Raw genomic sequence first — 23,257 nt, 5'->3', positions numbered from 1 at the left:
GGCGGCTCACCCCGGCCACGCCCTAGACTCGGGGCATGCCGCATGCCGCAGAGGACCTACCCTTCGCGCCGGGGGATGCCGCCCGAGACGAGGCGCAGTTGCGCCGCTTCCTGCACGGAATGCCGCCGATCGACGACGGCGACATGCAGGCCGAGGTCGCAGCGTTGACGAGCGAGGTGCCCGTCCCGGACGGCGAGCTGATCGACACGGTGATCGGAATGCTCGACCTCACCTCGCTCGCAGCCACCGACACCGAGAGCTCCGTTCGCGATCTGTGCGGCCGAGCGCGCCAGCCCGACCCGCGGGCGCACGGTGTCCCCCCGGTAGCTGCCGTCTGCGTGTATCCCGATCTGGTTGCGGCGGCAGCCACGTCGCTGGCAGGCAGCGGTATCGGCGTGGCGAGCGTCGCCGGTGGCTTTCCCTCGGGCAGAACACCGCTGCCGGTCAAGCTCGCCGAGGTCGAGCACGCCGTGTCGGCCGGAGCGACCGAGATCGACGCGGTGCTCGATCGGGGCGCCTTCCTCGAGGAGCGGTACGGAACCGTTTTCGACGGGGTCGCGGAGGTGAAGCGGGCGTGCGGGCATGCGACGCTGAAGGTGATCCTGGAGACCGGCGAGCTGGTAACCGCCGAGCAGGTACGCAGGGCGAGCTGGCTCGCACTGCTCGCCGGTGCGGACATACTGAAGACCTCGACCGGCAAGATCTCACCTGCCGCGAGCCTGCCCGCGATGTACCTGCTTGCCGACGCCGTCCGCGGCTGGCACGAATCGACCGGTGAGCGCCGCGGTCTCAAACCCGCGGGAGGTATCCGCACCACCGACGACGCCCTGCGGTACCTCACGCTGGTCCGTGGGACAGCCGGGCCGCGATGGTCGACCCCGACGTTGTTCCGCATCGGCGCGTCAGGGCTGCTTGACGACCTGCTGGCACGGAGGCGGGAGCAGAACTCTTAGCCCTGCCCGGTTCCGCGCGTGCCCGAACGGGTAGGCGCGGAACCGCACTGCCTTCGCGAACCGGTGCTGTCGCGCCGGCTCCCCGACTCAGGCGCCTTGCGGTACCACCGCGTCGCGGACCTCACGGAGCAGCTCCCGCATCGCGTCCTCCGCGTCGGCAGGCCGTCGCGCCGCGATCGCGCGAGCCACCGCTTCGTGCAGGTCGAGGGCTTCGGCCACCGGGTGTCGCGGCATGAGCCCCAAACTGATCCTGCCGCGCAGGACAACGGCGATCACATCGGTGAGCGCCGCGAACATCTCGTTTCCGCTGGATGTCAGCACGAGTGTGTGGTAAGCGATGTCGAGTTCCAGAAACTCGTCGAGCTCACCCGCCTCGCCTCGGGTGCGCATCGCGCCTGAGAGATCGACCAGCCTCTCGCGGTCCTGTGCCGTCGCGCTGTTGGCCGCCGCGGCAGCGGCCAGCGGCTCGACGGCGATGCGCAGCTCCGTCAGCGAGCGCAGCTGGATGTCCCTGCCGGGCCCGGCCAGCCGCCACCAGATCACCCACGGGTCGAAGACGTTCCACGCCGAGCGTGGCTGCACGATGATGCCCACCCTGCGGCGCGAGCGCACCAGCCCCATCGACTCCAGCACACGTACCGTCTCGCGGGCCACCGTGCGGGATACGCCTGCCTGCTGCTGCAGTTGATCCAGACGCAGCACGTGCCCCTCGGCGAGCTCTCCGGAGACGATCTGCCTGCCGATCGCATCCAGCACGGTGCTGTGCAGCGCGCCGCTGCTGACCTCGTCCTTCGGGCTGCCTGAGCTCACCCACCGAGGATATCTCGCTTCGCGGTCTTCCCCGGGTGGCGTAATGGTGCTATGTTTTATCGCCAATGATACTACGAATTGATCCGTACGTGGCTACGGACGAGCGCACACGCACGCATCACGTGAGGGAAGGCACCGTGTCACACGCCGGATCGAGCGCCCGTACGGCCATCGTGGTGATGGGTGTCTCCGGGGTCGGCAAGAGCACCGTCGCCGCCCTGCTCGCCGAGGAGCTCGGCTGGACGATGGCCGAGGCCGACCAGTTCCACCCCGAGAGCAACATCCGCAAGATGACCGCGGGCACTCCGCTGACCGACGCGGACCGCCTTCCCTGGCTCAATGCCATCCGCGACCGGATCGACGAGCACGCCGGTACCGGACAGGACCTGGTCCTGACCTGCTCGGCTCTCAAACGCTCGTACCGCGACCTCCTCCGGCGGGCGCGGGCGAGGGTGCGCTTCGTCCACCTCACCGGGGATACGGAGACGGTCTCCGAGCGGCTGCTGCACCGCACCGGCCACTTCATGCCCCCGGAGCTGTTGCGGTCCCAGCTGGCGGACCTGGAACCGCTGGGACCCGACGAGGACGGGACCACGGTCGACTCGACCGCGACACCCGAGCGGATCGTCCGCACGACCCTGGCCACGCTCGCTATCGGACCGCAAGCCTGACCCGCGCGTCAACGACAAGCAACGGAGCTTCTCATGACCCAGACCCTCGGAACGGGCCCCCTGCTCGGTATCGCGGCGGGAGCCATCGCCGTGCTCCTCTTCCTGATCATCAAGCTACGTGTGCACGCGTTCCTCGCCTTGATCGCGGTGAGCATCGCAACAGCCTTCGCCGCGCGGATCCCGGCAGGCGAGGTCATCGACACCGTCACGGGCGGGTTCGGCGAGACGCTCGGGGCCGTGGCCCTTCTCGTGGGGCTCGGCGCCATGCTCGGCAGGCTCGTCGAGGTCAGCGGCGGCGCACAGGCACTGGCCGATGCCCTGGTGTCCCGGTTCGGCGAGCATCGCGCACCACTGGCACTGGGGACGGCCTCGCTGCTGTTCGGGTTTCCCATCTTCTTCGACGCCGGACTCGTGGTGATGCTGCCGATCGTGTTCACCGTCGCGCGGCGCGTCGGCGGTGGTGTCCTCCGCTACGGCCTTCCGGTGGCAGGCGCGTTCTCGGTGATGCACATCTTCGCCCCGCCGCACCCCGGCCCGGTCGCCTCAACCGAGCTGCTCGGCGCGGATGTCGGGCTCGTGCTCGTGCTGGCACTGGTCGTCGCGATCCCCACCTGGCTGGTCACCAGCTACCTCTACGGCCTCTGGGTGGGCAAGCGCATCGTCCTGCCCGTGCCGGAGATCCTCGGTGGCCCGCAGGCCGAGCACGATCCGAACCCGCCCCGCCCGGCCACGGTCGTGAGCATCCTGCTGCTGCCCCTTGTCCTGATCTTCGCCAACACCGGACTCGACACGGCTCGCGCCGCCGGGTGGCTGGACGAGCAGGCAGCCGGATACGACGTGGCGCGCGCTCGGCGCGACACCGGTCGCCCTGCTGATCACCGTCTTCGTCGCCTCGTACGTGCTCGGCACCCGCCGCGGCCGCGGTAAGGACCTCGTCGAGCGGCTGCTCGACTCGGCGCTCGGTCCGGTATGCGCGATCATCCTCATCACGGGCGCAGGCGGGATGTTCGGCGCGGTGCTCAGGGCGAGCGGGATCGGCGATGCCCTCTCCGACGCACTGGACGGTATCGGCCTGCCCGTGATCGTCGCCGCCTACGTCATCGCCACCGCGCTGCGCATCGCGCAGGGGTCGGCGACCGTCGCGCTGATCACCGCAGCGGGGCTTGTGCAGCCCGTGGTGCAGTCCGGCGCGTTCAACGGTGTCGAGCTCGCCGCGATCGTGCTCGCCCTCGCAGCCGGGTCGGTCACCGCGAGCCACGTGAACGACTCGGGGTTCTGGCTCGTCGGCCGGTTCATGGAGATGGACGTCAAGACCACCCTCAAGACGTGGACGGTCATGCAGACCACGATCGGGCTGATGGGCTTCGCGATCGCGTCCGGGATCTACGCGCTGGCCTAGTGTGACGCGACGGCCGTGCGGTGACATGCCGGCCCCGCGCGCCGGGTACGCGGGGCCGGCGACATCCTAGAGCTCACCCACGTCGAGAACACGGACCACCGCGTGCCCGACCTCGTCCGATGCGGCGAGATCGACCTCGGCGGTAATCGCCCAGTCGCGGTTACCGTCGGGGTCGTCGAACGTCTGCCGGACATGCCACCGGCCGGGTCCTGTCTCGACATGGAAGAAGGCAGGCCCGCGTGAGTCGGGACCCGTGCCGATCGTGTCGTACTCCGCGAAGTACTCCTCGAGCGCATGCTCCCATGCCTGCGAGTCCCATCCGGACTCGCCGTCGAGCTCGCCGAGCGCGTCGTAGTTGCGGCGTGCTGCCAGCTCCACGCGCCGGAACAGCTCGTTTCGCACCAGGACCCGGAACGCCCGCTCGTTTGCGGTGACCGCGCTCGGGGTGCTCGGCGGACGCACCTGATCACCGGAGGCCCCTCGTGCGGCCGGATCCGGGTCGCGGATCTGCTCCCACTCGTCGAGCAAGCTGGAGTCGACCTGTCGCACCAGCTCGCCGAGCCATTCGATCAGGTCGCCGAGCTCCTCGGTCTTGGCCTCGTCCGGCACCGTGTGCCGCAGCGCGTCATACACATCGGACAGGTATCGCAGCAACAGCCCTTCCGAGCGCGCGATCCCGTAGAAACGCACGTACTCGGTGAAGTTCATCGCCCGCTCGTACATGTCACGGACCACCGACTTCGGCGACGGCTCGTTGTCCGCGACCCACGGGTGGCCGCGCCGGTAGGTCTCGAAGGCCGCCTCGATCAGCTCCTCGAGCGGCTTCGGGTGATCGATGTCCTCGAGCAACTCCATACGCTCGTTGTACTCGATACCCTCCGCCTTCATCTCGGCGATCGCCTCGTTACGCGCCAGGAACCGTTGCTGGGACAGCACCGGGCGCGGGTCCTCAACGGTGGACTCCACGAGGGAGACGACGTCGAGCGGGTAGCTCGGCGACTCGCGGTCGAGCAGCTCGATCGCGGCCAGCGCGAACGGGGACAACGGCTGGTTGAGCGCGAAGTCGAACTGCAGGTCCACGGTCAGGCGCACGCTCCGCCCGTACTCGTCGGGCTCGTCGAGCTCCTCGACCACCCCGGCGGCCCGCAGCGCGCGGTAGATCGCGATCGCGCGCAGGATGTGCTTGCGCTGCATGTGCCGCGGCTCGTGGTTGTCCTCGAGCAGGCGACGCATCGCCGTGAACGCGGTGCCCGGCCGCGCGATGACGTTGAGCAGCATCGCGTGACTCACCGCGAAGCTCGACACCAGCGGCTCGGGCTCGGACTGGGTGAGCCGCTCGAACGTGGACTCCGTCCAGTTGACGAACCCTTCCGGCGCCTTCTTGCGCACCACCTTGCGCCTCTTCTTCGTGTCATCGCCTGCCTTGGCCAGCGCCTTGGCGTTCTCGATGACGTGCTCGGGCGCCTGCACCACGACGTAACCGTCGGTGTCGAAGCCAGCCCGACCGGCCCGGCCTGCGATCTGGTGGAACTCCCGCGCCTTCAGGTGCCGCTGCCGCACGCCGTCGAACTTGGTCAGTGCGGTGAACACCACCGTCCTGATCGGCACGTTGATCCCCACGCCCAGGGTGTCGGTGCCGCAGATCACCTTCAGCAGGCCGGCCTGCGCGAGCTGCTCGACCAGCCTCCGATAGCGCGGCAGCATCCCCGCGTGGTGCACGCCGATACCGTGCCGCACGAGCCGCGACAGCGTCTTGCCGAAACCGGCCGTGAACCGGAAACCCCCGATGTGCTCCGCGATCGCCGCTTTCTCCGCCTTGGTGCATACGTTGATACTCGTCAGCGACTGCGCGCGTTCGGCGGCTGCGGCCTGGGAGAAGTGCACCACGTAGACCGGGGCCTGCCCACCGTGCAGCAGCTCGTCGACGGTCTCGTGCAGGGGAGTCATCGCGTACCGGTAGGTCAGCGGAACCGGGCGCTGTGCCGAGGTCACCGGTGTGGTGGTCCTACCGGTCCGGTGGGTGAGGTCGGCACAGAAGAACGAGACATCGCCGAGTGTGGCCGACATCAGCAGGAACTGCGCTCCGGTCAGCTCGAGCAGCGGTACCTGCCACGCCCACCCCCTGTCCGGTTCGGAGTAGAAGTGGAACTCGTCGGCCACCACCTGGCCGATGTCGGCCCGGTCACCCTCGCGTAACGCGATGTTGGCGAGGATCTCGGAGGTGCAGCAGACGATCGGCGCGCCGGGGTTGACCGCGGAGTCCCCGGTCATCATGCCGACAGCGTCGGGACCGAACACCTCGACGAGGGCGAAGAACTTCTCGGAGACCAGCGCCTTGATCGGCGCCGTGTAGTACGTGCGTCGCCCGTGCGCCAGCGCGACGAAGTGCGCGGCCGTGGCCACCAGGCTCTTGCCCGAGCCCGTCGGCGTGGACAGGATCACGTTGGCCCCGGACACGATCTCGATCAGCGCCTCCTCCTGCGCAGGATAGAGCGTGTACCCCTGCTCGAATGCCCAGGTGGAAAACGCCTCGTACAGGGCATCCGGGTCAGGGTCGGACGGGATCTTCTCGCGCAGGGAGGTGCTGGTTGCAGTCATGTCCCGTCGAGCCTACCCAGGTAGGGTCGATCGCGTCGCCGAGCCGAACCCCGTAGGCTGCGCACGCGGAGCACATCCACGCCAGAGCGCGTAACCAGCATCGGAGGATGTAATGGCAACCGACATCGTCCCGATCGAGCTTGGGCTCCCCCAGGGTGATCTCGTTACCTTGTGGGCTCCTCGCTGGCGCGAGGACGGTGAGGAATGGGAGGCGTTCCTCGGCGACGAGGACGACCTGTACGGCTTCCCCGATTCCGCGCACCTCGCCGCGTTCATCCGCACGGCCGAGCAGCACGACCTTGTCGACCACCCGGCCTGGCATTCGGTGCCACAGTTGCACGTCCCCGAGCTGATCCCGGATGACGAGCACTCCTACGACCTCGTCGGGGTCCCCGAGCTGGTGGCCGAGGAGCCCGACTCCTGGACGCTCGGCGAGCTCGCCGAGGTGGTCAGCATGGTGCGCTCCATCGCCGATGTCTGCGAGCTGGACGACGTGCACGACGTCCTCGACGCCCACGAGGGATTCGGCCTGCTCGAGCAAGGCAAGTTCCCCGCGGGAGGACGGGAGGGCACCCGCCTGTGGAACGACCTGGTCGGGGCCGTCTCCGAGAAGTGGGACACCGTGCTCGACGCCATCGACCAGCTGGTGACCGTGCCGACCGTGGACGAGGCCACCCTGGACGAGACCGCCGAGGAACTCGCCGCCTTCCACGAGGAGTCGGCCGAGGCGGGCGCGGGCGTCAGCGCCGACGGCACGTACTCCGGCGAGTCGGGAGAGGAAGGCTCCGACTTCTGGACCCAGGTCGGAATCGACCCGATCAAGATCGTCACCGGCACCGACGAGTACTTCACGCTGCGCTGTTACCTGGACGACGAACCGATCTTCCTCGGCTCGGACGGGGAGATCCAGGTGTTCCGCTCGGAACGCATGCTGGCGCGCCAGCTCGCCAACCCGAACGAGCTCGGCAGCAACGACCTCGCCGACGTCGCGACCTGGAACCAGGTCGTCACCAAAGCCACAACGGGTGATCTCGACGTCGAGGCCACCGAGGAGAACACCTACGTGCTTGCCGGTCTGGACGCCGACATCGCCGACGGGATCGAGTACGTGGACCCGGTCCAGCTCGACCTCGCTGTGGAACTGCTCACCGATGTGGCGGACTGGGCAGGCGACGACAGCGCGAGCGATGCGCTGGCCGCGACCCAGCGTCTCGGGTGGCTGGTGTCGTTCATCGTCAACCCGGACCCGACCCGGTTGAAGCCGAGCCCGCCGTTCGACGAGGAGGTCGCCGAATGGCGCAAGCTGGTCAACTCCTTTGAAGACCGTTTGAGCCCGCACTGATCGCGAAGGACTACACTCGCCGTCAGCGCCGCCGGGCCAACGACGGCGTAGTGAAACGGACGTACAACCCTCACCGTCTACTCCAGGTTCACACCATATGGTTACTGACGAGAATCCACGTTGCGCCGTCCGGCTGACCTGGGGTAACGGGAAATCCGCGGGGGCGTTACACGACGCGCCTGTCGTATGGATAAGCTCACACCCATCCCCCGAGGGTTGTTCGCTTCCAGCTGGCGGGGCCGCTTCAGCGTCTGGAATGAGCGGTACTGCTCGCTGGGGCGAGGAACGAGACCGCGAGACTGTCCGCAGTCCTCGTGCATAAGCCCTACGCAGGAACATGACACTGCCCGTGCCGACGAAGGTCAAAGCCGTGACGCAGGAATCGAACTTCGCCCCCTCCTTCGACAGGATGCGCAACATGCTCGTGCGCGCCGCGGAGGTGCGGGAGAGCGAGCAACAACAGATCTTTGACGCCCTTGACGACATCTATGCCAGGATCGCCCCGGTCGAGTCGATCGGTGCCATTCGTAAGCGACTGTCCGAGTTGCCGGATCGCACCGAGGTCAGTGTGCTTGCCGAGCGGCTCGACGAGACCATGTCCCGCCTCGAGGCCCAGGACAAGGCCATCGCCTCGGTCAGCAGGGCCGTCGAGGGTATCGTCGACAAGCTGGCCAAGCCCTTCGCGCAGCTCGACGGCCGCCTGGATGGCGTCGCGGGCAAGTTCGAGGGTGTCGCCGGGCGCATGGACGGCCTCGAGGACAAGCTGCAGAACATCCACCGCAGGCTCGATGAGCTGGACGTCCACCTGGACAAGCAGGACAGCAAGCTGGAGTCGGTACCCAACGCGGTACACGGCCCGGTGCGCGAGCGCATCGAGGCCGCCGAGTCCGCGCTCCGGGAGCGTATGGATACAACCGACACCGAGTTCAGGCAGCGCATCGACGAGATCGACACCTCGACGAAGGAGCAGCTGAGCTCCACAGCCAAATCGATCAATTCCGACATCCTCGAAGCGACGAGCGCGATCGACGCGGGCGAGCGCATCGACGCCATCGCCGAGAAGCTCAACGAGGTCTCCGGCAGGATCGACGAGGTGACCAACCGGATCAGCAAGGTCGAGGACGACCTCGCCACCCGTGTCGGGGACTTGGATGGCACCTTGAAGGCCAGGCTCGCGACCGTGGAAGGCGCGATCTCCGAGCGGCCCGACTCCGACTCGCTCGGCTCGCTGGTGCGCAAGAGCAACGAGGAGTCCGAGCGGCGGATCGGCGGGCAGCTCGACGAGGCGATGGCCACCTTCGCCGAGCTGATGCTCGGCGGTGGGCAGCCCGCGCAGCAGAGCGTGCAACCACCACCTGCGCCGCGGCAGACGCGGCGGTCCCGTAACGGCGGCTCCAACCGCGCGCGAAACGGCACGAAGAAGGAAGAGACCCCGGCGGCCGAGTCCTCCGGCGAGGGCTGAGAGAGCCGCCGCGCGGCCGCACTGCGGCGCGAAGACACCATCAGCGAGAGCCCCGCGGTGCGGGGCTCTCGTGCGTAGGGAACCGGGGCGCAGGAAGTCCGCACGCGTATACGGGACCGTACCGAGGTAGTACCGTGTTTCGGGGAGCACCGCGCGTGACCGGACAACCCGGCCCGGTAACGCGGGTACACGGACCTACCGCACCGCCACGGCGGCGAACCAGCACGAGGGACGGACGATGGCGAGGAAGCAGACCCACTACCACGCCCATATCGACGACGCCCGGATGTCGCAGGCCGAACCGCAGCGCGCCAACTTCCACAGCGCCCTGGACGGCAGTGCGGAGGTCATCAACTGGCTGGCCACCCAGCTACGCGAGGCGGCCGGTAACCCGGACATGGAGCTGTCCGACGAGTCGGAGCTGTGGAAGCAGCTCGTCGGGTCGAAGGAGCAGATCTCGACGGGGTTGCGGGGCGGGCCGACCATCATCGCCGTACCCATTCCCGAGGACCGGTGCCCGTGCGAGCGGCCCGAGCTGCGGACCGTCCGGGGCAAGAGCGAGTAGCGCCCGGCGAGCAGCGCACGGTCAGCCGCGGCGTATGTCCAGCACGAGCGGCTGACGGTCGGCTTCGGCGGCTTCGGCAGCACCGACCGTGACGGCTCCTGCCAGCGCGTCCAGCGCGGACGGTACCGACTCCGGGCTGTCGGTGTGCAGCTCCAGTATCGGCTGGCCTCGCTGCACACGCTCCCCGCGCCGCGCGAGGCAGCGAACGCCCGCGGCGTGCGCGACGGGATCCCCGCGCCTGGCGCGCCCGGCACCGAGCCGCCAGGCGGCCACCCCCACCGCGAACGCGTCCAGGTCCGTGACGACCCCGCTGCGTTCGGCTTCCACCAGGTGCACCTCCCGCGCATGCGGCAGCTCGGCGTCCGGGTCACCGCCCTGCGCACGGATCATGTCCCGCCAGACCGCGTAGGCCGCACCGGAGGACAGCACGGCGGCAGGGTCGGGTGCGTCCGGACCGTCGATACCGGCCAGTGACAGCATCTCCCTGGCCAGTACGACGGTCAGCTCGACCACGTCCGGCGGCCCGCCGCCGCGCAGCACGTCCACGGCTTCGGCGACCTCGACGGCGTTGCCGACCGCGCGCCCCAGCGGGGTCGACATGTCGGACAGCACGGCTGTGGTGCGCACGCCGTGTGCGCGCCCGATCCGCACAAGCGCCTCGGCCAGCTCGGCCGCCTGGGACCGCGTCTTCATGAACGCACCCGACCCGACCTTGACGTCGAGCAGCAAGCCCGCCGCGCCTTCGGCGATCTTCTTACTCATGATCGAGCTCGCGATGAGCGGCACGGACTCCACCGTGCCCGTCACGTCCCGCAACGCGTACAGCTTGCGGTCGGCAGGGGCGATGCCCTCGGTCGCGGCCGCGACCACGGCACCGACCTCGGCCAGCTGGCCGACGAGTCGCGACGCCGACATCTCGGCTTGCCAGCCGGGGATCGACTCCAGCTTGTCGAGCGTACCTCCGGTGTGGCCGAGACCGCGGCCGGAGAGCTGGGGCACGGCCGCCCCGCATGCGGCAACCAGCGGCGCGAGCACCAGCGTGATCTTGTCGCCCACCCCGCCCGTGGAGTGTTTGTCCACAGTGGGCCTCTCCGAGCGCAGCTCGAGCCGCTCACCTGAGGAGATCATCGCCGCGGTCAGCCGCGCCGTCTCCCGCTCGTCCATCCCGCGCAGGCACACCGCCATCGCGAGCGCGGCCATCTGCTCCTCTGCGACCACCCCGCGGGTGTACGCGTCGACGACCCAGTCGATCTGGGCATCGCTGAGCGGCTCGGCATCCCGCTTGGTGCGGATGACGTCGACCGCGGCGAACGGTTCGTGTCCCATGTGCACACCTCGTCAACGAAACGCTTCGGGCAGGAGAGCGGACAGCGGCGTCGGTCCTTCCCCGGCGTCGACGAGACACCCGTCCCCGCCGAACTCGAGAAGTACCTGCCGGCATCGCCCGCACGGCAGCAACAGCTCCCCAGCACCGCTGCGACAGGCCACCGCGACAAGGCTGCCACCGCCGGAGAGGTGGAGCTGCCCCGCGAGCACGCACTCGGCACACAACGTCAGGCCGTAGGACGCGTTCTCCACATTGCACCCGCGCACCAACCGGCCGTCCTCGGCCAGACCGGCCGCACCGACCCGTAGGCCCGAGTACGGGCAGTACGCGCTCTGCGCAGCCGCCGTCGCCTCGGCACGCAGCTGCGTCCAGTCGATCGTGACCGGGTCCACCGCCGACACGTTACACCTCCGCCTCCAGCAGCCGGGCTGTCACGACTTGATGTACGGCTGGCCGTTCGCGGCAGGCGGGCGGATCCGGCCGACCAGCCCCGCCACCGCGAAGATCGTCAGCACGTACGGTGCCATGAGCATGAACTCGCTGGGAATCGGCGAGCCGATGATCCCGAGCACGCTCTGCAGGTTGTTGGCGAAACCGAACAGCAGTGCCGCGAAGACCGCACCCATCGGTTTCCACCGGCCGAGGATCATCGCGGCGAGCGCGATGAAGCCGGCTCCGGCGGTCATCTCCCTGCTGAACACCCCGATCGCGCCGAGAGTGAAGTAGGCGCCCCCGAAGCCTGCGACCGCACCGCCGATGAGCACGTTGCGGAACCGGACCACGTTGACCGCGATACCGGCGGTGTCGGCGGCCTCGGGATGCTCCCCGACCGCCCGCACACGCAGCCCCCAGCGGGTGTGGAACAACGCGACATGCACCACGAGTACCGCGACGTACATGCAGTACACGATGACGGTCTGGTCGAACAGCACCGGCCCGACCACGGGGATGTCGCCGAGCACCGGGAGCTTCCAGCGGGGGAATCGACCGGGTGAGTTCCACGTCTGAGCCTGCGGGCTGAGCAGCCTGCCGTACAGGAAGTTCGTCAGACCCAGCACCAGGACGTTGAGCACCACCCCGACGATGATCTGGTTGACCAGGTACCGGATCGAGAACACCGCGAGCAGGTAGGCCACAAGCAAGCCAGCCACCGGTGCCGCGATCAGGCCTACCCACAGGTTGCCCAGCAGGGACGCGACGACCCCAGACAGGAAGGCGCCTGCGAGCAGCTGCCCCTCGATCGCGATGTTGATCACACCGGTTCGCTCGCCGAGCATCCCGCACAACGCCCCGAAGATCAGCGGAACGGACAGTGCGAGCGAGCCCTGCAGCGCCCCGGTCAGTGAGATCGTCTCCCCCGCGACAGCCCAGGTCAGAAAGGACAGCACGAATGCGCTTCCGAACAGGACGGACAGCCACAGCGGCACGGGCTCCGCGCGGGCGGTGAGCAGGAGCGCGTATCCAGCGACAGCCAGGCATAGCAACGCGAGTAGGATCGCGGCCTGCCGGGACGGCACGCCGACCGGATCGATCTCCACGATGTCTCCCGCGGTGGAGATCCCGAACGTGCTGCGCTCGCCACCGGGGGCGAGCAGGCCGAACAGCACGAGCGCGCCCAGCCCGAGGACCGTGAACATCACCGGTGCGCGCCAGCGGCGGCGCAGTGCTCGCTCGGCCCACGAGCCGACCTCGTTGCCGGTGTCCCCTGTGCTCACGCTTCCCACCCCCTCGCTTCCGGCGCGCCGAGCCCGCGCGAGCGAACCCTGATCCGGAAGATGGCCCGCACCAGCGGGGGCGCGGCGATGAACAGCACGATGAGCGACTGCACGACGAGCACGATGTCGATCGGGGTTCCCGTCTCCGCCTGCATGGTCACGGCACCCGCGCGAAGCGCCCCGAACAGCAGGCCTGCTGCCACGGTGCCCCACGGGTTCGCACGCCCGAGCAGCGCTACGGTGATGGCGTCGAAGCCCAGTCCACCCGATATCCCCGAGGACAGGAACCGTTCGGTGCCCAGCACCTGGCTCGCGCCTGCCAGCCCGGCCAACCCCCCTGCGATGCACATGGCCAGCGTGTACGAGCGTGCGACGGACATTCCTGCCGTCGTCGCCGCGTGCGCGTTGAACCCGACGGCACGCAGCCGGAACCCGATGGTGCTGCGGGTGAGCAGCCACCACACGACCGCGGCGGCGACCACCGCGAGCAGGAAGCCGAGGTGCAGCCGCGAGCCTTCGAACAAGCGCGGGAGCTGGGCCGACTCGGCGACATAGGGGCTGATCGGATCCGACCTGCCCGCCCGCCGGAACGCCTCGAGGGTCAGCAGGTAGGCGAGCAGGAACCGGGCGATGTAGTTGAGCATGATCGTCACGATCACCTCGTGGGCACCGGTACGCGCCTTGAGGAACCCGGCTATACCGCCCCAGAAGGCGCCGGCGAGAACACCTCCGAGCACGGCCACCACGAGGTGCACCACGACCGGAAGGTCCATCGTGAAGCCGATGTAGCCCGCACCGACAGCACCGAGGATGATCTGGCCCTCCGCGCCGATGTTCAGCAGCCCGGTCCGGAACGCGATCGCCACCGCGAGCCCCGCGGCGATCAGCGGCGTGGCGTTGGTCAGCGTCGCGGCGAGCGGCCGGACGGCACGGACCACGGAGTACTCACCGAAGTCGACGAGCGAGCCCCGGAACATCGCCGCGTACGCCGAGCTCACCGACTGCCACGCGGCGGCGAACGTGTCGGAGGGCCGGTCGGCGAAGTACCCGGCGGCCTGCTGCACCCTGGGGTCGGACAGGATGATCAGCAATCCCCCGATCGCGAGCGCCAGCACGATCGACAGCACCGTCAGCATCGCGCTTCCGGTGGTCAGCTCGCGCCAGAGCCGCTGGGAGACCGACGGCTCCTGCTGCCGCTGCTCGCCGCCCGACGTCGCGGTCGTGTCGTGCTCCTGCTCGCTCACGGCTCCCCCTCGTCCCCGCCGCCGTGCTCCGGGTGGCCGGTACGCGTGGGGTGCCTCGCGGCTTGCTCGAAGGCCTGCTCGGGTGCGTACCCCGCGGTCATCAGGCCGAGGACGTCGCGCTCGGTGTCACCGGGCACGATGCCGACCACGGACCCGCGGTACATCACCAGGATCCGGTCGGCGAGCGCGCCGGCCTCGTCCAGCTCGGTCGACACGATCAGCACCGGGGTCCGGTTGTCCCGCTCGGCGATGATGCGCCGGTGCACGAACTCGATCGACCCCACGTCCAGCCCGCGCGTGGGCTGAGTCGCCACCAGCAACTTCAACGGCCGGGACAGCTCCCGTGCCAGCACGACCTTCTGCTGGTTGCCGCCGGACAGCGTGCTGGCCAGGGTGTCGATGCTGCCGGCACGGATGTCGAACTCGCCGACCCGCTCGGCAGCGTTGCTCCTGATCCGGGAGTGCCTGAGCATCGGACCCCTCGCGAACGGCGAGCGGTCGTACAGGTCGAGTACGAGGTTCTCGGCGACCGTGAACTGGCCCACCAACCCGTCGGTCCTGCGGTCCTCGGGGACGAAGCCCACCCCGGCACGCAGTACGTCCCGCACCGGGCGGCCGAGCAGCTCCGTACCGGCCAGCCGGACCGAGCCGCTCGCTCTGCCCCCCAGTCCCAGCAGTGCCTCTGTCAGCTCGGTCTGGCCGTTGCCCTGTACCCCCGCGACGACCAGTACCTCGCCGGCGCGCACGTCGAACGAGACGTCGTCGACGACCAGCTGGTCCCGATCGTCGACCACGGTGAGCCCGCGCACCGCGAGCACGACCTCTCCGGGTTCGGAGGTACCGGCGTCGACCACAAGGCTGACCGGGCGACCGACCATCAGGGAGGCGAGCTCGCTCTCGGTCGACTCGGGCTGCGCCTGGCCGACGACGCGGCCGAGCCGCATCACCGTGATGCGGTCGGCGATGGCCTTGACCTCACGGAGTTTGTGCGTGATGAACACGATGGACGTGCCGTTCGCGGTCAGCTGCCGCATGATGCCCATCAGCTCGTCGGTCTCCTGCGGGGTCAGCACCGCTGTCGGCTCGTCGAGGATGAGCACGTGCGCGTCCCGCACGAGCGCCTTGATGATCTCCACCCGCTGCTGCACGCCGACGGGCAGGTGTTCGACCACGGCATCCGGATCGACGTCGAAGCCGTACTGCTCGGAGATCTCCCGGATCCGCGCGCGCGTCGCCTCGACGTCCAGCAGACCGGCGCCACGGGTCTGCTCGGCACCGAGCATGACATTCTCCGCGACGGTGAACACGGGGACGAGCATGAAGTGCTGGTGCACCATGCCGATCCCCGCTGCCATCGCGTCAGCGGGCCCGGAGAACGAGACCGGCTCGTCGTCCACAACGATCTCACCGGCATCAGCCGCGCTGAGGCCGTAGAGCACGTTCATCAACGTGGACTTGCCGGCACCGTTCTCCCCGAGGAGGCAGTGCACCTCACCGGGTTCGACGGTGAGGCGGATGTCGTCGTTGGCGACAAGCGTGCCGAAGCGCTTGGTGATGCCGCGGAGCTCGAGTTTCACCTGCAGCCCCTATCGGGGATCAGAAAGCGGCGTCGGACTGCACCTCGAGCTCCCCGTCGATGATCTGCTGCTCGAGCTCGGCGACCTCCTCGGCGAGCTCGTCATCGATCTCGCCGGAGAAGTCGTGGTACGGCGCGATGGATACACCCTCGTTCTCCAGCGTCCCGACGAACGGGTCCGGGGAGTACTCACCGTCGGCTGTCGCCTCGACGGCTTCCTCCACCGCCGTGTCCATCCCCTTGACGACACTGGTCAGGATGAGGTCGGAGTACTCGGGCAACGACTCGTACCCGTCGGTATCCACCCAGATCAGCGCGACATCGCCCGCGTCCCGTGCGGCGACCGCCGCGGACTCGCCGATCGGCCCGGCGACCGGCATGATCACGTCGGCGCCCTGCTGGATGAGGTTCTCGCTGTACTGCTGGGCGAGGCTGGAGTTGCTGAAGTCGTCGGTGAACTGCCCGTCCTGGGACTCCTTGTCCCATCCCAGCACCTCGATGTCGGCGTCATGGACCTCGTTGTAGTGCTGCACGCCGTCGTAGTACCCGTCCATGAAGATCGTCACCGTGGGGATCTTCGCTCCTCCCCAGGTGGCGACCGTGCCGGTCTCCGAGTACCCCGCTGCGAGGTAACCGGCGAGGAAGGCCGCCTCGTGGGTGTTGAAGACGAGCGGCTTGACGTTGTCGATCGTGACGGGCTCGCCGCTGTCCTCGTCGGTGTACTGGAAGTCGACGATCGCGAACCGCTCGTCGGGGTTGCTCTCGGCTGCGTCGGCCGTCGCGTCGGCGAGCATGAACCCTACGGTGACGATCAGGCCACACTCCTGGGAGACCATGCTCGACACGTTGGGTTCGAAGTCCGCGGTGGAATGTGACTCGGCTACCTGGACGTCGGAGATCGTCCCCGCATCGTGCGCGTTCACGAGGCCACGATGAGACGTCTCGTTGAAGGACTTGTCGTCGACGCCTCCCTCATCGGTGACCATGCAACCGACGAAGTCGTCACCCTCCGAGCCGGCATCGGTCTCCTCCGGGGCCTCACCACAGGCGGTAACCGCCAGTGCCGACGCCGCGAGCACGGCTCCTAGTCGAATGACAGCTGCTCGGTGCATGGCAATCACTCACCCTCCACACTCGGTCGGGGCGGCACTCCGGGCGCCTCGTCTCTCGCCGATTCACCCTGAAGTGAGCACGACGGCAGAACACTACCCGGAGATGAGACACATGCCACATGACCTCTACACTACGTAATCAAATTGTTTGCTGAGCTCCCGTTCGATCGAGTCCCGGGCTCCGGTTCGCCCCTCGAATCGCCGGTTACGGGCACCGACGATCACAGGTGGGTTGTCTTGTCGATCACAACGGACCAACCGAGTTCTCGCGGGGAACAACGGGCGGGTCTAGCATCCCCCTACTAAGGCCCACGTTGGCCACGGTCCGGGATGACCTCAGCCGTCGCGTCGAGGACGCCCCCGCGGTGCGCGGCTGGTACGCGGCCGGCAGGCGTGGGTATGCCACAAGACAATGGAGGCCGTACACCGATGTCTGTCACTGCGAGTACCGCGCCTGCGGGTACGAGCGATCGGGCGGGTGCCTCGCGTCTGAGCGGAACCTTCTACCGCGGCGACCCTGCCATGTGGTCCTGGGTGCTGCACCGCATCACCGGCGCGCTCACCTTCTTCTTCCTCTTCGTCCACGTACTCGACACCGCCCTGGTGCGAGTCTCGCCGAGCGCGTACGACGCGGTCATCGAGACCTACAAGACCCCGTTCGTCAACCTGCTCGAGGTCGGTCTCGTCGGCGCGGTGCTGTATCACGCTCTCAACGGCATCCGCGTCATGCTCGTCGACTTCTGGTCGCAGGGGCCCAGGTACCAGCGCCCCATGCTGTGGGGTCTGATCGGCGTCTGGGCCGCGGTGATGATCCCGGGTACCTACTTCATGCTCGAGCGCACCGTCTCCACGATGTTCGGGGGTCACTGATCATGTCGGCCGAATCCCTCACCCTCGACAAGCCACGTTCCCCCCGCAGGCCCGCAGCACGCCGCAACAACTTCGAGCTCTACAGCTGGCTGTTCATGCGGCTGTCCGGGTTGGCTCTCGTGGTGCTCGTGCTCGGGCACCTGTTCATCATGAACATCCTCGACGACGGGGTGCACCGCATCAACTTCGCCTTCGTGGCAGGCCGCTGGGCCTCACCGTTCTGGCAGTTCTGGGACCTGGCCATGCTGTGGCTGGCACAGCTGCACGGCGGCAACGGCATGCGCACGATCATCGAGGACTACGCCCGCAAGGACACGACGCGGTTCTGGCTGAAGATGCTCCTCTACGCCTCGATCGCGCTCATCCTCGCCGTCGGCACGTTGGTGATCTTCACCTTCGACCCGAACATCGCAGGCTGACCGCCGCCCCGACTGCCGAATCGAACACGGAGTTCGCAATGCAGTTCCACAAGTACGACGTGCTGATCGTCGGGGCGGGCGGCGCCGGCATGCGCGCCGCGATCGCCTCGGCGACCGAGTCCGGCGCGGCGAGCCCCCGCACCGCTGTGCTGACCAAGTTGTACCCGACCCGCTCGCACACCGGGGCGGCCCAGGGCGGCATGTGCGCCGCGTTGGCCAACGTCGAGGAGGACAACTGGGAATGGCACACCTTCGACACCGTCAAGGGCGGTGACTACCTCACCGACCAGGACGCTGCCGAGGTCATGGCCAAGGAGGCCATCGACGCCGTGCTGGACCTGGAGAAGATGGGCCTGCCGTTCAACCGCACCGACGAGGGGCGCATCGACCAGCGTCGCTTCGGCGGGCACACAAGGGATCACGGCAAGGCAGCGGTGCGCAGGGCCTGCTACGCGGCCGACCGCACCGGGCACATGATCCTGCAGACCCTGTACCAGACCTGCGTCAAGCACGGGATCGAGTTCTTCAACGAGTTCTACGTACTCGACGTCGTGCTGACCGAGACCGAGAACGGGCCGGTCGCCTCCGGCGCGATCGCCTACGAGCTGGCCACCGGCGAGATCCACATCTTCCAGGCGAAGTCGATCGTGTTCGCCACCGGGGGCTTCGGCAAGGTCTTCAAGACGACATCCAACGCACACACGCTCACCGGCGACGGCATGGGTATCTACTTCCGCAAGGGCCTGCCGCTGGAGGACATGGAGTTCTACCAGTTCCACCCAACGGGCCTGGCGGGCCTGGGCATCCTGCTCACCGAGGGTGCGCGTGGCGAGGGCGCGATCCTGCGCAACGAGTCCGGCGAGCGCTTCATGGAACGCTACGCCCCGACCATCAAGGATCTGGCCCCGCGCGACATCGTGGCGCGCTCGATGGTGCTGGAGGTCCTCGAGGGGCGCGGCGCGGGCCCCGAGAAGGACTACGTCTTCCTGGACTGCACGCATCTCGGCGAGGAGGTCCTGGAGACGAAGCTGCCGGACATCACCGAGTTCGCCCGCACCTACCTGGGCATCGACCCGGTGTACGAGCCGGTTCCGGTGTACCCCACGGCGCACTACGCGATGGGCGGCATCCCCACCAACGTCGACGGTGAGGCACTCCGGGACAACGACACCGTGCTGCCGGGACTCTACGCAGCGGGCGAGGTCGCCTGCGTGTCCGTACACGGCTCGAACCGGCTGGGCACGAACTCGCTGCTGGATATCAACGTGTTCGGTCGCAGGGCCGGGATGGCCGCGGCACGGTATGCCGCGCGGTCCGAGCACGTTGAGCTGCCCGACGACGCCGCGGAGACGGTGGAGGGCATGGTGCAGCACCTGCGCACCGCTACCGGTGGTGAGCGGGTCGCCGATATCCGCACCGAGCTGCAGCAGACGATGGACTCCAACGCCGCCGTGTACCGCACCGAGGACACGCTCAAGCAGGCACTGTCCGATGTACACGCGCTGAAGGAACGCTACGGCCGGGTGGCCGTGCACGACAAGGGCAAGCGGTTCAACACCGACCTGCTCGAGGCGATCGAGCTGGGCTTCCTGCTCGACCTGGCCGAGGCGCTCGTGACCACCGCGCTGGCACGCAAGGAGTCGCGTGGCGGGCACGCGCGGGAGGACTACCCCGACCGCGATGACGTCAACTTCATGCGTCACTCGATGTGCTACAAGCTCCTGCCCGAGCAGAAGGAGGAGAACGCGCCACTCGGCCTGACCGGCTTTACGTCCGATATCCGGCTGGACTACAAGCCCGTAGTCTTCACCCGGTACGAGCCCATGGAGCGCAAGTACTGATGGCTAGCCCGACACCGACCGACACCGCGGCCCACGACACCTCGCAGATCCCGGCACCGGAAGGCTCGATCACGGTCACGGTCCGGGTCCTCCGGTTCAACCCGGAGTTCGACGACGAGCCGCACTGGGAGTCCTACGACGTCCCGGCGCTGCCCACCGACCGCGTGCTCAACCTGCTGATCAACATCAAGAGCTATGTGGACGGCACGCTGTCGTTCCGGCGCTCCTGCGCGCACGGCATCTGCGGCTCGGATGCCATGCAGATCAACGGGGTGAACCGGCTGGCATGCAAGGTGCTGATCAAGGATCTGCTTGCCAAGGGCAACAAGCGAACCACCATCTCGGTCGCGCCGATCAAGGGCCTGCCGCAGATGAAGGATCTCTATGTCGACATGGAGCCCTTCTTCGAGGCGTTCAAGGCGGTCAAGCCGTACCTGATCGCCTACGGCAACGAGCCGACCCACGAGCGGATCCAGTCCCAGGCGGACAGGGAACGCTTCGACGACACCACGAAGTGCATCCTGTGCGCCTGCTGCACCACCTCGTGCCCGGTGTTCTGGTCGGACGGCTCGTACTTCGGGCCCGCGGCGATCGTCAACGCACACCGGTTCATCTTCGACTCGCGGGACGAGGGCTCCGAGGAGCGGCTGGACATCCTCAACGACACCGAGGGTGTGTGGCGCTGCCGCACAACGTTCAACTGCACCGATGCCTGCCCGCGCGGGATCCAGGTCACCAAGGCCATCCAGGAGGTCAAGCAAGCCCTCCTCTTCAAGCGCGTCTAGGCCCCGAGCCCGTGCCTGCCGGCACCCCGTGTCGGGCGTGCCGGCAGGCCGTGTCGGGCTCACGGGCAGGCTGTGTCGCGTGCGAGACCTCTCACGAACGCGCCATCGCCGGCTCGTCGGTCGTGGGTCCGGGGATCGTGTCGATCCCTTCCATTCCCTTGGTGAACTCGATCGCCTCGTCATCCATGAACGCGCGCGGGTTGAAGTTCTCATCGGCCATCACACCGTGCACCCTGCGCCGCTGCATCCCGAAGTTGCCCGCGTCGTACAGCGGCAGCAGCGCTGCCTCCCGCAGGTAGCGGTCGAACTTGGTCTTCTTGTCCACAGAGTTCACACCGACGACCTGCATGCACTTGTAGACGCAGTCGAACAGCATCTCCGTGCAGTGCACCTTGCACATCGCGCCGAGCGCCTCGCCGTGATAGTCGTGCTGATCCAGGTAGTGCGCGCCCTTCCAGCAGAAGTAGCGCGCCGCCTCGATCTGTGTCGCCACGTCGCCGAGCACGTAACCCGGGTACTGGTAGTGGAAGATGGGCTTGGGACCACCCGCAGTGTAGGTCTTCGCCCATCTCAGTGCGTCCTCGTACGCGGACCGCGCCACCGCGACCGCTCCGATCCCTGCTACCGGCCCGGACCAGGCGAAGTTTCGGTTGATCACCAGGTCCCCGTTGCCCCGGGCGCCCTCGATCACATTCGCAGCGGGCACCCGCGCGTTGTCGAAGACGATCTCGCAGTTCGGGGCGCTGCGCTGGGCGGACGTACTGATCGACCGGTAGGTGACCCCGGGGGTGCCCCGCTCGACCACAATCGCCGAGAGACCCGCCGTTCCCCCGACGGATCGATCGGTCCGGGCGATGACCAGGTTCAGGTTGGCACCGAGGTTGTCCCAGCCACCGACGTTGCACGGCCAGTACTTGCGGCCGTTGAGCACGATGTCGTCACCGTCCTGGACGGCGGTGACGTTCATTCCCGCCCCGCCGACGGCCGGGGCGTCGAAGTTCGCGGTGCCGCCGGGCATGCCCGGCGGTTCACTCGCGGCATAGCCGACGATGAACTCGCCGCTGGTGTCGGATGTCGCGCCGCCGATGAACCGTTTCTTCTGTTCCTCCGTGCCGTAGTACCAGACAGGCATCAGACCGAGCCCGTTCACCAGGACCGTCGTCCCGAATCCCGGGTCGACCGCTTGAATCTCCTCGGCCGCTATCACGAAATCCACATTCGACAGGCCGCCTCCACCGTATTCTTTGGGCAGCATCGAGAACGCGATACCCTGCTTGCACGCTTCCGCGTACGCGGGTTTTACCATCTGAAAAGCTGTCAACGGGTCGGGCTCCTGGTCGACCTTTTCCGTAATAGGAGCCAGCACATTTTGCGCAAAATCACGCGCCAGGCGTTGTACCTCTTGTTGCTCGGCAGTCAGCGTGAAATCGATCGCCATCGTAATTCGCCTCCGTGTACCGAATGATCCTCACGCCGAGCACAGGCGGGTCAGAAAGATCCGTCCGCAGTGTGAGGCACATCATAGAATATCACCGGTGTCCAGGGGCCGCGGCATCAATAAATTGATCTAGGGACGCGGTTCATAATGGCCGGAATCTGCATAACGATTATCATTAACGACACCGGAGCGTGGCGACCGAAGCCCGGCTGGACGAACGTCACGAGCGCGGGAAAGATCCATCACAGGACCGGCCTGCCCATCGGAGCGCATGCTCCCGGCGTTCGGCGACGCCGCCGCTGTCGCGTGGGATGACCGACCCCGAAGGCGAGTAACCCCCAGGATTGCTGAATGACGCTTTCAGCTCGTGAGATGGACTGAAAGCGTCATTCAGCACACCTCTAGGTCCAGAAGACGGCGAGGCCGACGTTGACCACCACGAGCCCGCCGAGAGCGAAACCGACCCACCGCGGCGCGGCCGGCTTGCGCAGGAAAGCCAGCGCGAGGCCGCCGATCGCGATCAGCACCAGGATCTTGATGCCCAGCTTCGTGTGGTTGAGGTCGTTGTCGCTGAACGGGTCCAGCGCCATCATGGCCGCACCCGTGATCAGCATGACACCGCTACCGTGCAACCACCCCTTGTTCAGCGGCGCATCCGCCCCGCCGCGCAGCTGCAGGAGGAACGTACCGACGAGCAGACCCATACCGAGCAGGTGCAGGAACAACAGCAGCTGGTGAAGGAAGTCCATCAGTGCCCCTTCGCGATGTCGTTGGCGGGAGATGTGGTGTCGTCAAGGGAACGGGAACTGCTCGCACGGAGCCCGCGCCAGCCGATCACGCCGATGATCGTACCCAGCACGATCGATACCACGGTGAGCACGGCGTGCACCACGAAGTACGACGTCGGCGACCCGTCGGCCGCCCACGAGCTCTCGCTGGCCCAGAGATTGCGCGCGAACATCAGCCAGATGGCCCAGGACCACACGCCGAAGGCGAGCAGGAAGATCGAGGTCGGGCGTGCGTGCATACCCGCAGTATCCACGTCCCCGATCACCGGCCGACACACCGGGTGAGCGCCACCACGCCCCGCACCGTACGTGTCCGTCTTGGCACGACAGAGTGTCACGGCC

20 protein-coding genes and 1 pseudogene are annotated in these 23,257 nt (G+C 67.8%); 10 read left to right on the top strand and 11 right to left on the bottom strand.

Going from position 1 to position 23,257, the window contains the following annotated elements:
• Window positions 1–35 precede the first annotated feature (35 nt).
• Window positions 36–953 carry a deoxyribose-phosphate aldolase gene (deoC, locus tag CHB84_RS04510; protein WP_089300209.1) on the top strand — a complete coding sequence of 306 codons (918 nt, stop codon included), beginning with the start codon at window positions 36–38 and terminating at the stop codon, window positions 951–953.
• Between the two features lie 87 nt (window positions 954–1,040).
• Here deoC and CHB84_RS04505 read toward each other — a convergent pair whose 3' ends face one another.
• On the bottom strand, window positions 1,041–1,763 hold the full coding sequence (locus tag CHB84_RS04505) for a FadR/GntR family transcriptional regulator (RefSeq protein WP_089300208.1): 723 nt from the start codon (window positions 1,761–1,763) through the stop codon (window positions 1,041–1,043).
• Window positions 1,764–1,942: 179 nt separating this feature from the next.
• On the opposite strand from CHB84_RS04505, the gene CHB84_RS04500 reads away from it, so the two are divergent.
• On the top strand, window positions 1,943–2,434 hold the full coding sequence (locus tag CHB84_RS04500) for a gluconokinase (protein ID WP_245818567.1): 492 nt from the start codon (window positions 1,943–1,945) through the stop codon (window positions 2,432–2,434).
• 33 nt (window positions 2,435–2,467) lie between these two features.
• Window positions 2,468–3,833: pseudogene (locus CHB84_RS04495) on the top strand (GntP family permease).
• Between the two features lie 66 nt (window positions 3,834–3,899).
• Here CHB84_RS04495 and CHB84_RS04490 read toward each other — a convergent pair.
• A complete protein-coding gene (locus CHB84_RS04490) occupies window positions 3,900–6,431 on the bottom strand; it encodes a DEAD/DEAH box helicase (RefSeq protein ID WP_089300206.1) in 2,532 nt (843 codons plus the stop codon).
• 112 nt (window positions 6,432–6,543) lie between these two features.
• Here CHB84_RS04490 and CHB84_RS04485 point away from each other — a divergent pair, with 112 nt between their 5' ends.
• The 3 genes from CHB84_RS04485 (at window position 6,544) to CHB84_RS04475 (ending at window position 9,800) form a co-directional block, all read left to right on the top strand.
• Window positions 6,544–7,773 (top strand): primosomal protein, encoded by a 1,230-nt coding sequence (locus CHB84_RS04485; RefSeq protein ID WP_089300205.1) that lies wholly within the window; start codon window positions 6,544–6,546, stop codon window positions 7,771–7,773.
• A gap of 337 nt (window positions 7,774–8,110) precedes the next feature.
• On the top strand, window positions 8,111–9,235 hold the full coding sequence (locus tag CHB84_RS04480) for a PA containing protein (RefSeq protein ID WP_245818553.1): 1,125 nt from the start codon (window positions 8,111–8,113) through the stop codon (window positions 9,233–9,235).
• A 238-nt stretch (window positions 9,236–9,473) separates the two neighbouring features.
• Window positions 9,474–9,800 carry a hypothetical protein gene (locus CHB84_RS04475; RefSeq protein WP_089300204.1) on the top strand — a complete coding sequence of 109 codons (327 nt, stop codon included), beginning with the start codon at window positions 9,474–9,476 and terminating at the stop codon, window positions 9,798–9,800.
• Between the two features lie 21 nt (window positions 9,801–9,821).
• Here the strand turns inward: CHB84_RS04475 and CHB84_RS04470 are convergent, their stop codons facing one another.
• From CHB84_RS04470 to CHB84_RS04445, 6 genes are read right to left on the bottom strand one after another with little or no spacing between them, the layout of a single operon-like run.
• Window positions 9,822–11,126 (bottom strand): thymidine phosphorylase, encoded by a 1,305-nt coding sequence (locus CHB84_RS04470; RefSeq protein WP_089300203.1) that lies wholly within the window; start codon window positions 11,124–11,126, stop codon window positions 9,822–9,824.
• A 12-nt stretch (window positions 11,127–11,138) separates the two neighbouring features.
• Complete coding sequence (locus CHB84_RS04465) at window positions 11,139–11,528, bottom strand: cytidine deaminase (protein ID WP_425432273.1); 390 nt, start codon at window positions 11,526–11,528, stop codon at window positions 11,139–11,141.
• A gap of 30 nt (window positions 11,529–11,558) precedes the next feature.
• Complete coding sequence (locus CHB84_RS04460; RefSeq protein ID WP_217898466.1) at window positions 11,559–12,842, bottom strand: ABC transporter permease; 1,284 nt, start codon at window positions 12,840–12,842, stop codon at window positions 11,559–11,561.
• Window positions 12,839–14,086: an ABC transporter permease gene (locus CHB84_RS04455; protein WP_217898465.1), complete on the bottom strand. Its 1,248-nt coding sequence runs from the start codon at window positions 14,084–14,086 to the stop codon at window positions 12,839–12,841. The genes CHB84_RS04460 and CHB84_RS04455 overlap by 4 nt, the downstream gene beginning before the upstream one ends.
• Window positions 14,083–15,663, bottom strand: a complete 1,581-nt coding sequence (locus CHB84_RS04450) for an ABC transporter ATP-binding protein (protein ID WP_089300201.1) — start codon at window positions 15,661–15,663, stop codon at window positions 14,083–14,085. The genes CHB84_RS04455 and CHB84_RS04450 overlap by 4 nt, the downstream gene beginning before the upstream one ends.
• A gap of 19 nt (window positions 15,664–15,682) precedes the next feature.
• Window positions 15,683–16,774, bottom strand: a complete 1,092-nt coding sequence (locus CHB84_RS04445) for a BMP family lipoprotein (protein WP_089300200.1) — start codon at window positions 16,772–16,774, stop codon at window positions 15,683–15,685.
• A 429-nt stretch (window positions 16,775–17,203) separates the two neighbouring features.
• Between CHB84_RS04445 and sdhC the strand changes: the two genes are divergently transcribed.
• Genes sdhC through CHB84_RS04425 form a run of 4 tightly spaced genes read left to right on the top strand, consistent with a single transcriptional unit; the run spans window position 17,204 to window position 20,689 of the window.
• On the top strand, window positions 17,204–17,644 hold the full coding sequence (gene sdhC / locus CHB84_RS04440; RefSeq protein ID WP_089300199.1) for a succinate dehydrogenase, cytochrome b556 subunit: 441 nt from the start codon (window positions 17,204–17,206) through the stop codon (window positions 17,642–17,644).
• A 2-nt stretch (window positions 17,645–17,646) separates the two neighbouring features.
• Window positions 17,647–18,063 (top strand): succinate dehydrogenase hydrophobic membrane anchor subunit, encoded by a 417-nt coding sequence (locus CHB84_RS04435; RefSeq protein WP_089300198.1) that lies wholly within the window; start codon window positions 17,647–17,649, stop codon window positions 18,061–18,063.
• A 38-nt stretch (window positions 18,064–18,101) separates the two neighbouring features.
• Complete coding sequence (gene sdhA, locus CHB84_RS04430) at window positions 18,102–19,904, top strand: succinate dehydrogenase flavoprotein subunit (RefSeq protein WP_089300197.1); 1,803 nt, start codon at window positions 18,102–18,104, stop codon at window positions 19,902–19,904.
• Window positions 19,904–20,689, top strand: a complete 786-nt coding sequence (locus CHB84_RS04425) for a succinate dehydrogenase iron-sulfur subunit (RefSeq protein ID WP_089300196.1) — start codon at window positions 19,904–19,906, stop codon at window positions 20,687–20,689. Before sdhA ends, CHB84_RS04425 begins: the two co-directional genes overlap by 1 nt.
• Window positions 20,690–20,780: 91 nt before the next feature.
• Here the strand turns inward: CHB84_RS04425 and CHB84_RS04420 are convergent, their stop codons facing one another.
• The 3 genes from CHB84_RS04420 to CHB84_RS04410 all read right to left on the bottom strand — a co-directional run bounded on the left by CHB84_RS04420 (window position 20,781) and on the right by CHB84_RS04410 (window position 23,154).
• Window positions 20,781–22,127, bottom strand: coding sequence for an acyl-CoA dehydrogenase family protein (locus CHB84_RS04420; protein WP_089300195.1), 1,347 nt, complete (start codon window positions 22,125–22,127; stop codon window positions 20,781–20,783).
• Between the two features lie 401 nt (window positions 22,128–22,528).
• Window positions 22,529–22,876 carry a hypothetical protein gene (locus tag CHB84_RS04415; protein ID WP_089300194.1) on the bottom strand — a complete coding sequence of 116 codons (348 nt, stop codon included), beginning with the start codon at window positions 22,874–22,876 and terminating at the stop codon, window positions 22,529–22,531.
• Window positions 22,876–23,154 (bottom strand): SCO4848 family membrane protein, encoded by a 279-nt coding sequence (locus CHB84_RS04410; RefSeq protein WP_089300193.1) that lies wholly within the window; start codon window positions 23,152–23,154, stop codon window positions 22,876–22,878. Before CHB84_RS04410 ends, CHB84_RS04415 begins: the two co-directional genes overlap by 1 nt.
• Between the last annotated feature and the right edge of the window lie 103 nt (window positions 23,155–23,257).

It is taken from the genome of Haloechinothrix alba (assembly GCF_900188115.1).
Lineage (GTDB): Bacteria > Actinomycetota > Actinomycetes > Mycobacteriales > Pseudonocardiaceae > Haloechinothrix > Haloechinothrix alba.
The sequence above is the reverse complement of the archived record's forward strand: the minus strand, read 5'-3'. Positions and strand labels throughout refer to the sequence as shown.

Bases quoted from the DNA above. Each gene is read 5' to 3' on its own strand.
- deoC (WP_089300209.1), top strand. From the start codon at position 36: ATGCCGCATGCCGCAGAGGACCTACCCTTCGCGCCGGGGGATGCCGCC.
- CHB84_RS04500 (WP_245818567.1), top strand. From the start codon at position 1,943: ATGGGTGTCTCCGGGGTCGGCAAGAGCACCGTCGCCGCCCTGCTCGCC.
- CHB84_RS04490 (WP_089300206.1), bottom strand. From the start codon at position 6,431: ATGACTGCAACCAGCACCTCCCTGCGCGAGAAGATCCCGTCCGACCCT.
- CHB84_RS04485 (WP_089300205.1), top strand. From the start codon at position 6,544: ATGGCAACCGACATCGTCCCGATCGAGCTTGGGCTCCCCCAGGGTGAT.
- CHB84_RS04480 (WP_245818553.1), top strand. From the start codon at position 8,111: ATGACACTGCCCGTGCCGACGAAGGTCAAAGCCGTGACGCAGGAATCG.
- CHB84_RS04475 (WP_089300204.1), top strand. From the start codon at position 9,474: ATGGCGAGGAAGCAGACCCACTACCACGCCCATATCGACGACGCCCGG.
- CHB84_RS04470 (WP_089300203.1), bottom strand. From the start codon at position 11,126: ATGGGACACGAACCGTTCGCCGCGGTCGACGTCATCCGCACCAAGCGG.
- CHB84_RS04445 (WP_089300200.1), bottom strand. From the start codon at position 16,774: ATGCACCGAGCAGCTGTCATTCGACTAGGAGCCGTGCTCGCGGCGTCG.
- sdhC (WP_089300199.1), top strand. From the start codon at position 17,204: ATGTCTGTCACTGCGAGTACCGCGCCTGCGGGTACGAGCGATCGGGCG.
- CHB84_RS04435 (WP_089300198.1), top strand. From the start codon at position 17,647: ATGTCGGCCGAATCCCTCACCCTCGACAAGCCACGTTCCCCCCGCAGG.
- sdhA (WP_089300197.1), top strand. From the start codon at position 18,102: ATGCAGTTCCACAAGTACGACGTGCTGATCGTCGGGGCGGGCGGCGCC.
- CHB84_RS04425 (WP_089300196.1), top strand. From the start codon at position 19,904: ATGGCTAGCCCGACACCGACCGACACCGCGGCCCACGACACCTCGCAG.
- CHB84_RS04420 (WP_089300195.1), bottom strand. From the start codon at position 22,127: ATGGCGATCGATTTCACGCTGACTGCCGAGCAACAAGAGGTACAACGC.
- CHB84_RS04415 (WP_089300194.1), bottom strand. From the start codon at position 22,876: ATGGACTTCCTTCACCAGCTGCTGTTGTTCCTGCACCTGCTCGGTATG.
- CHB84_RS04410 (WP_089300193.1), bottom strand. From the start codon at position 23,154: ATGCACGCACGCCCGACCTCGATCTTCCTGCTCGCCTTCGGCGTGTGG.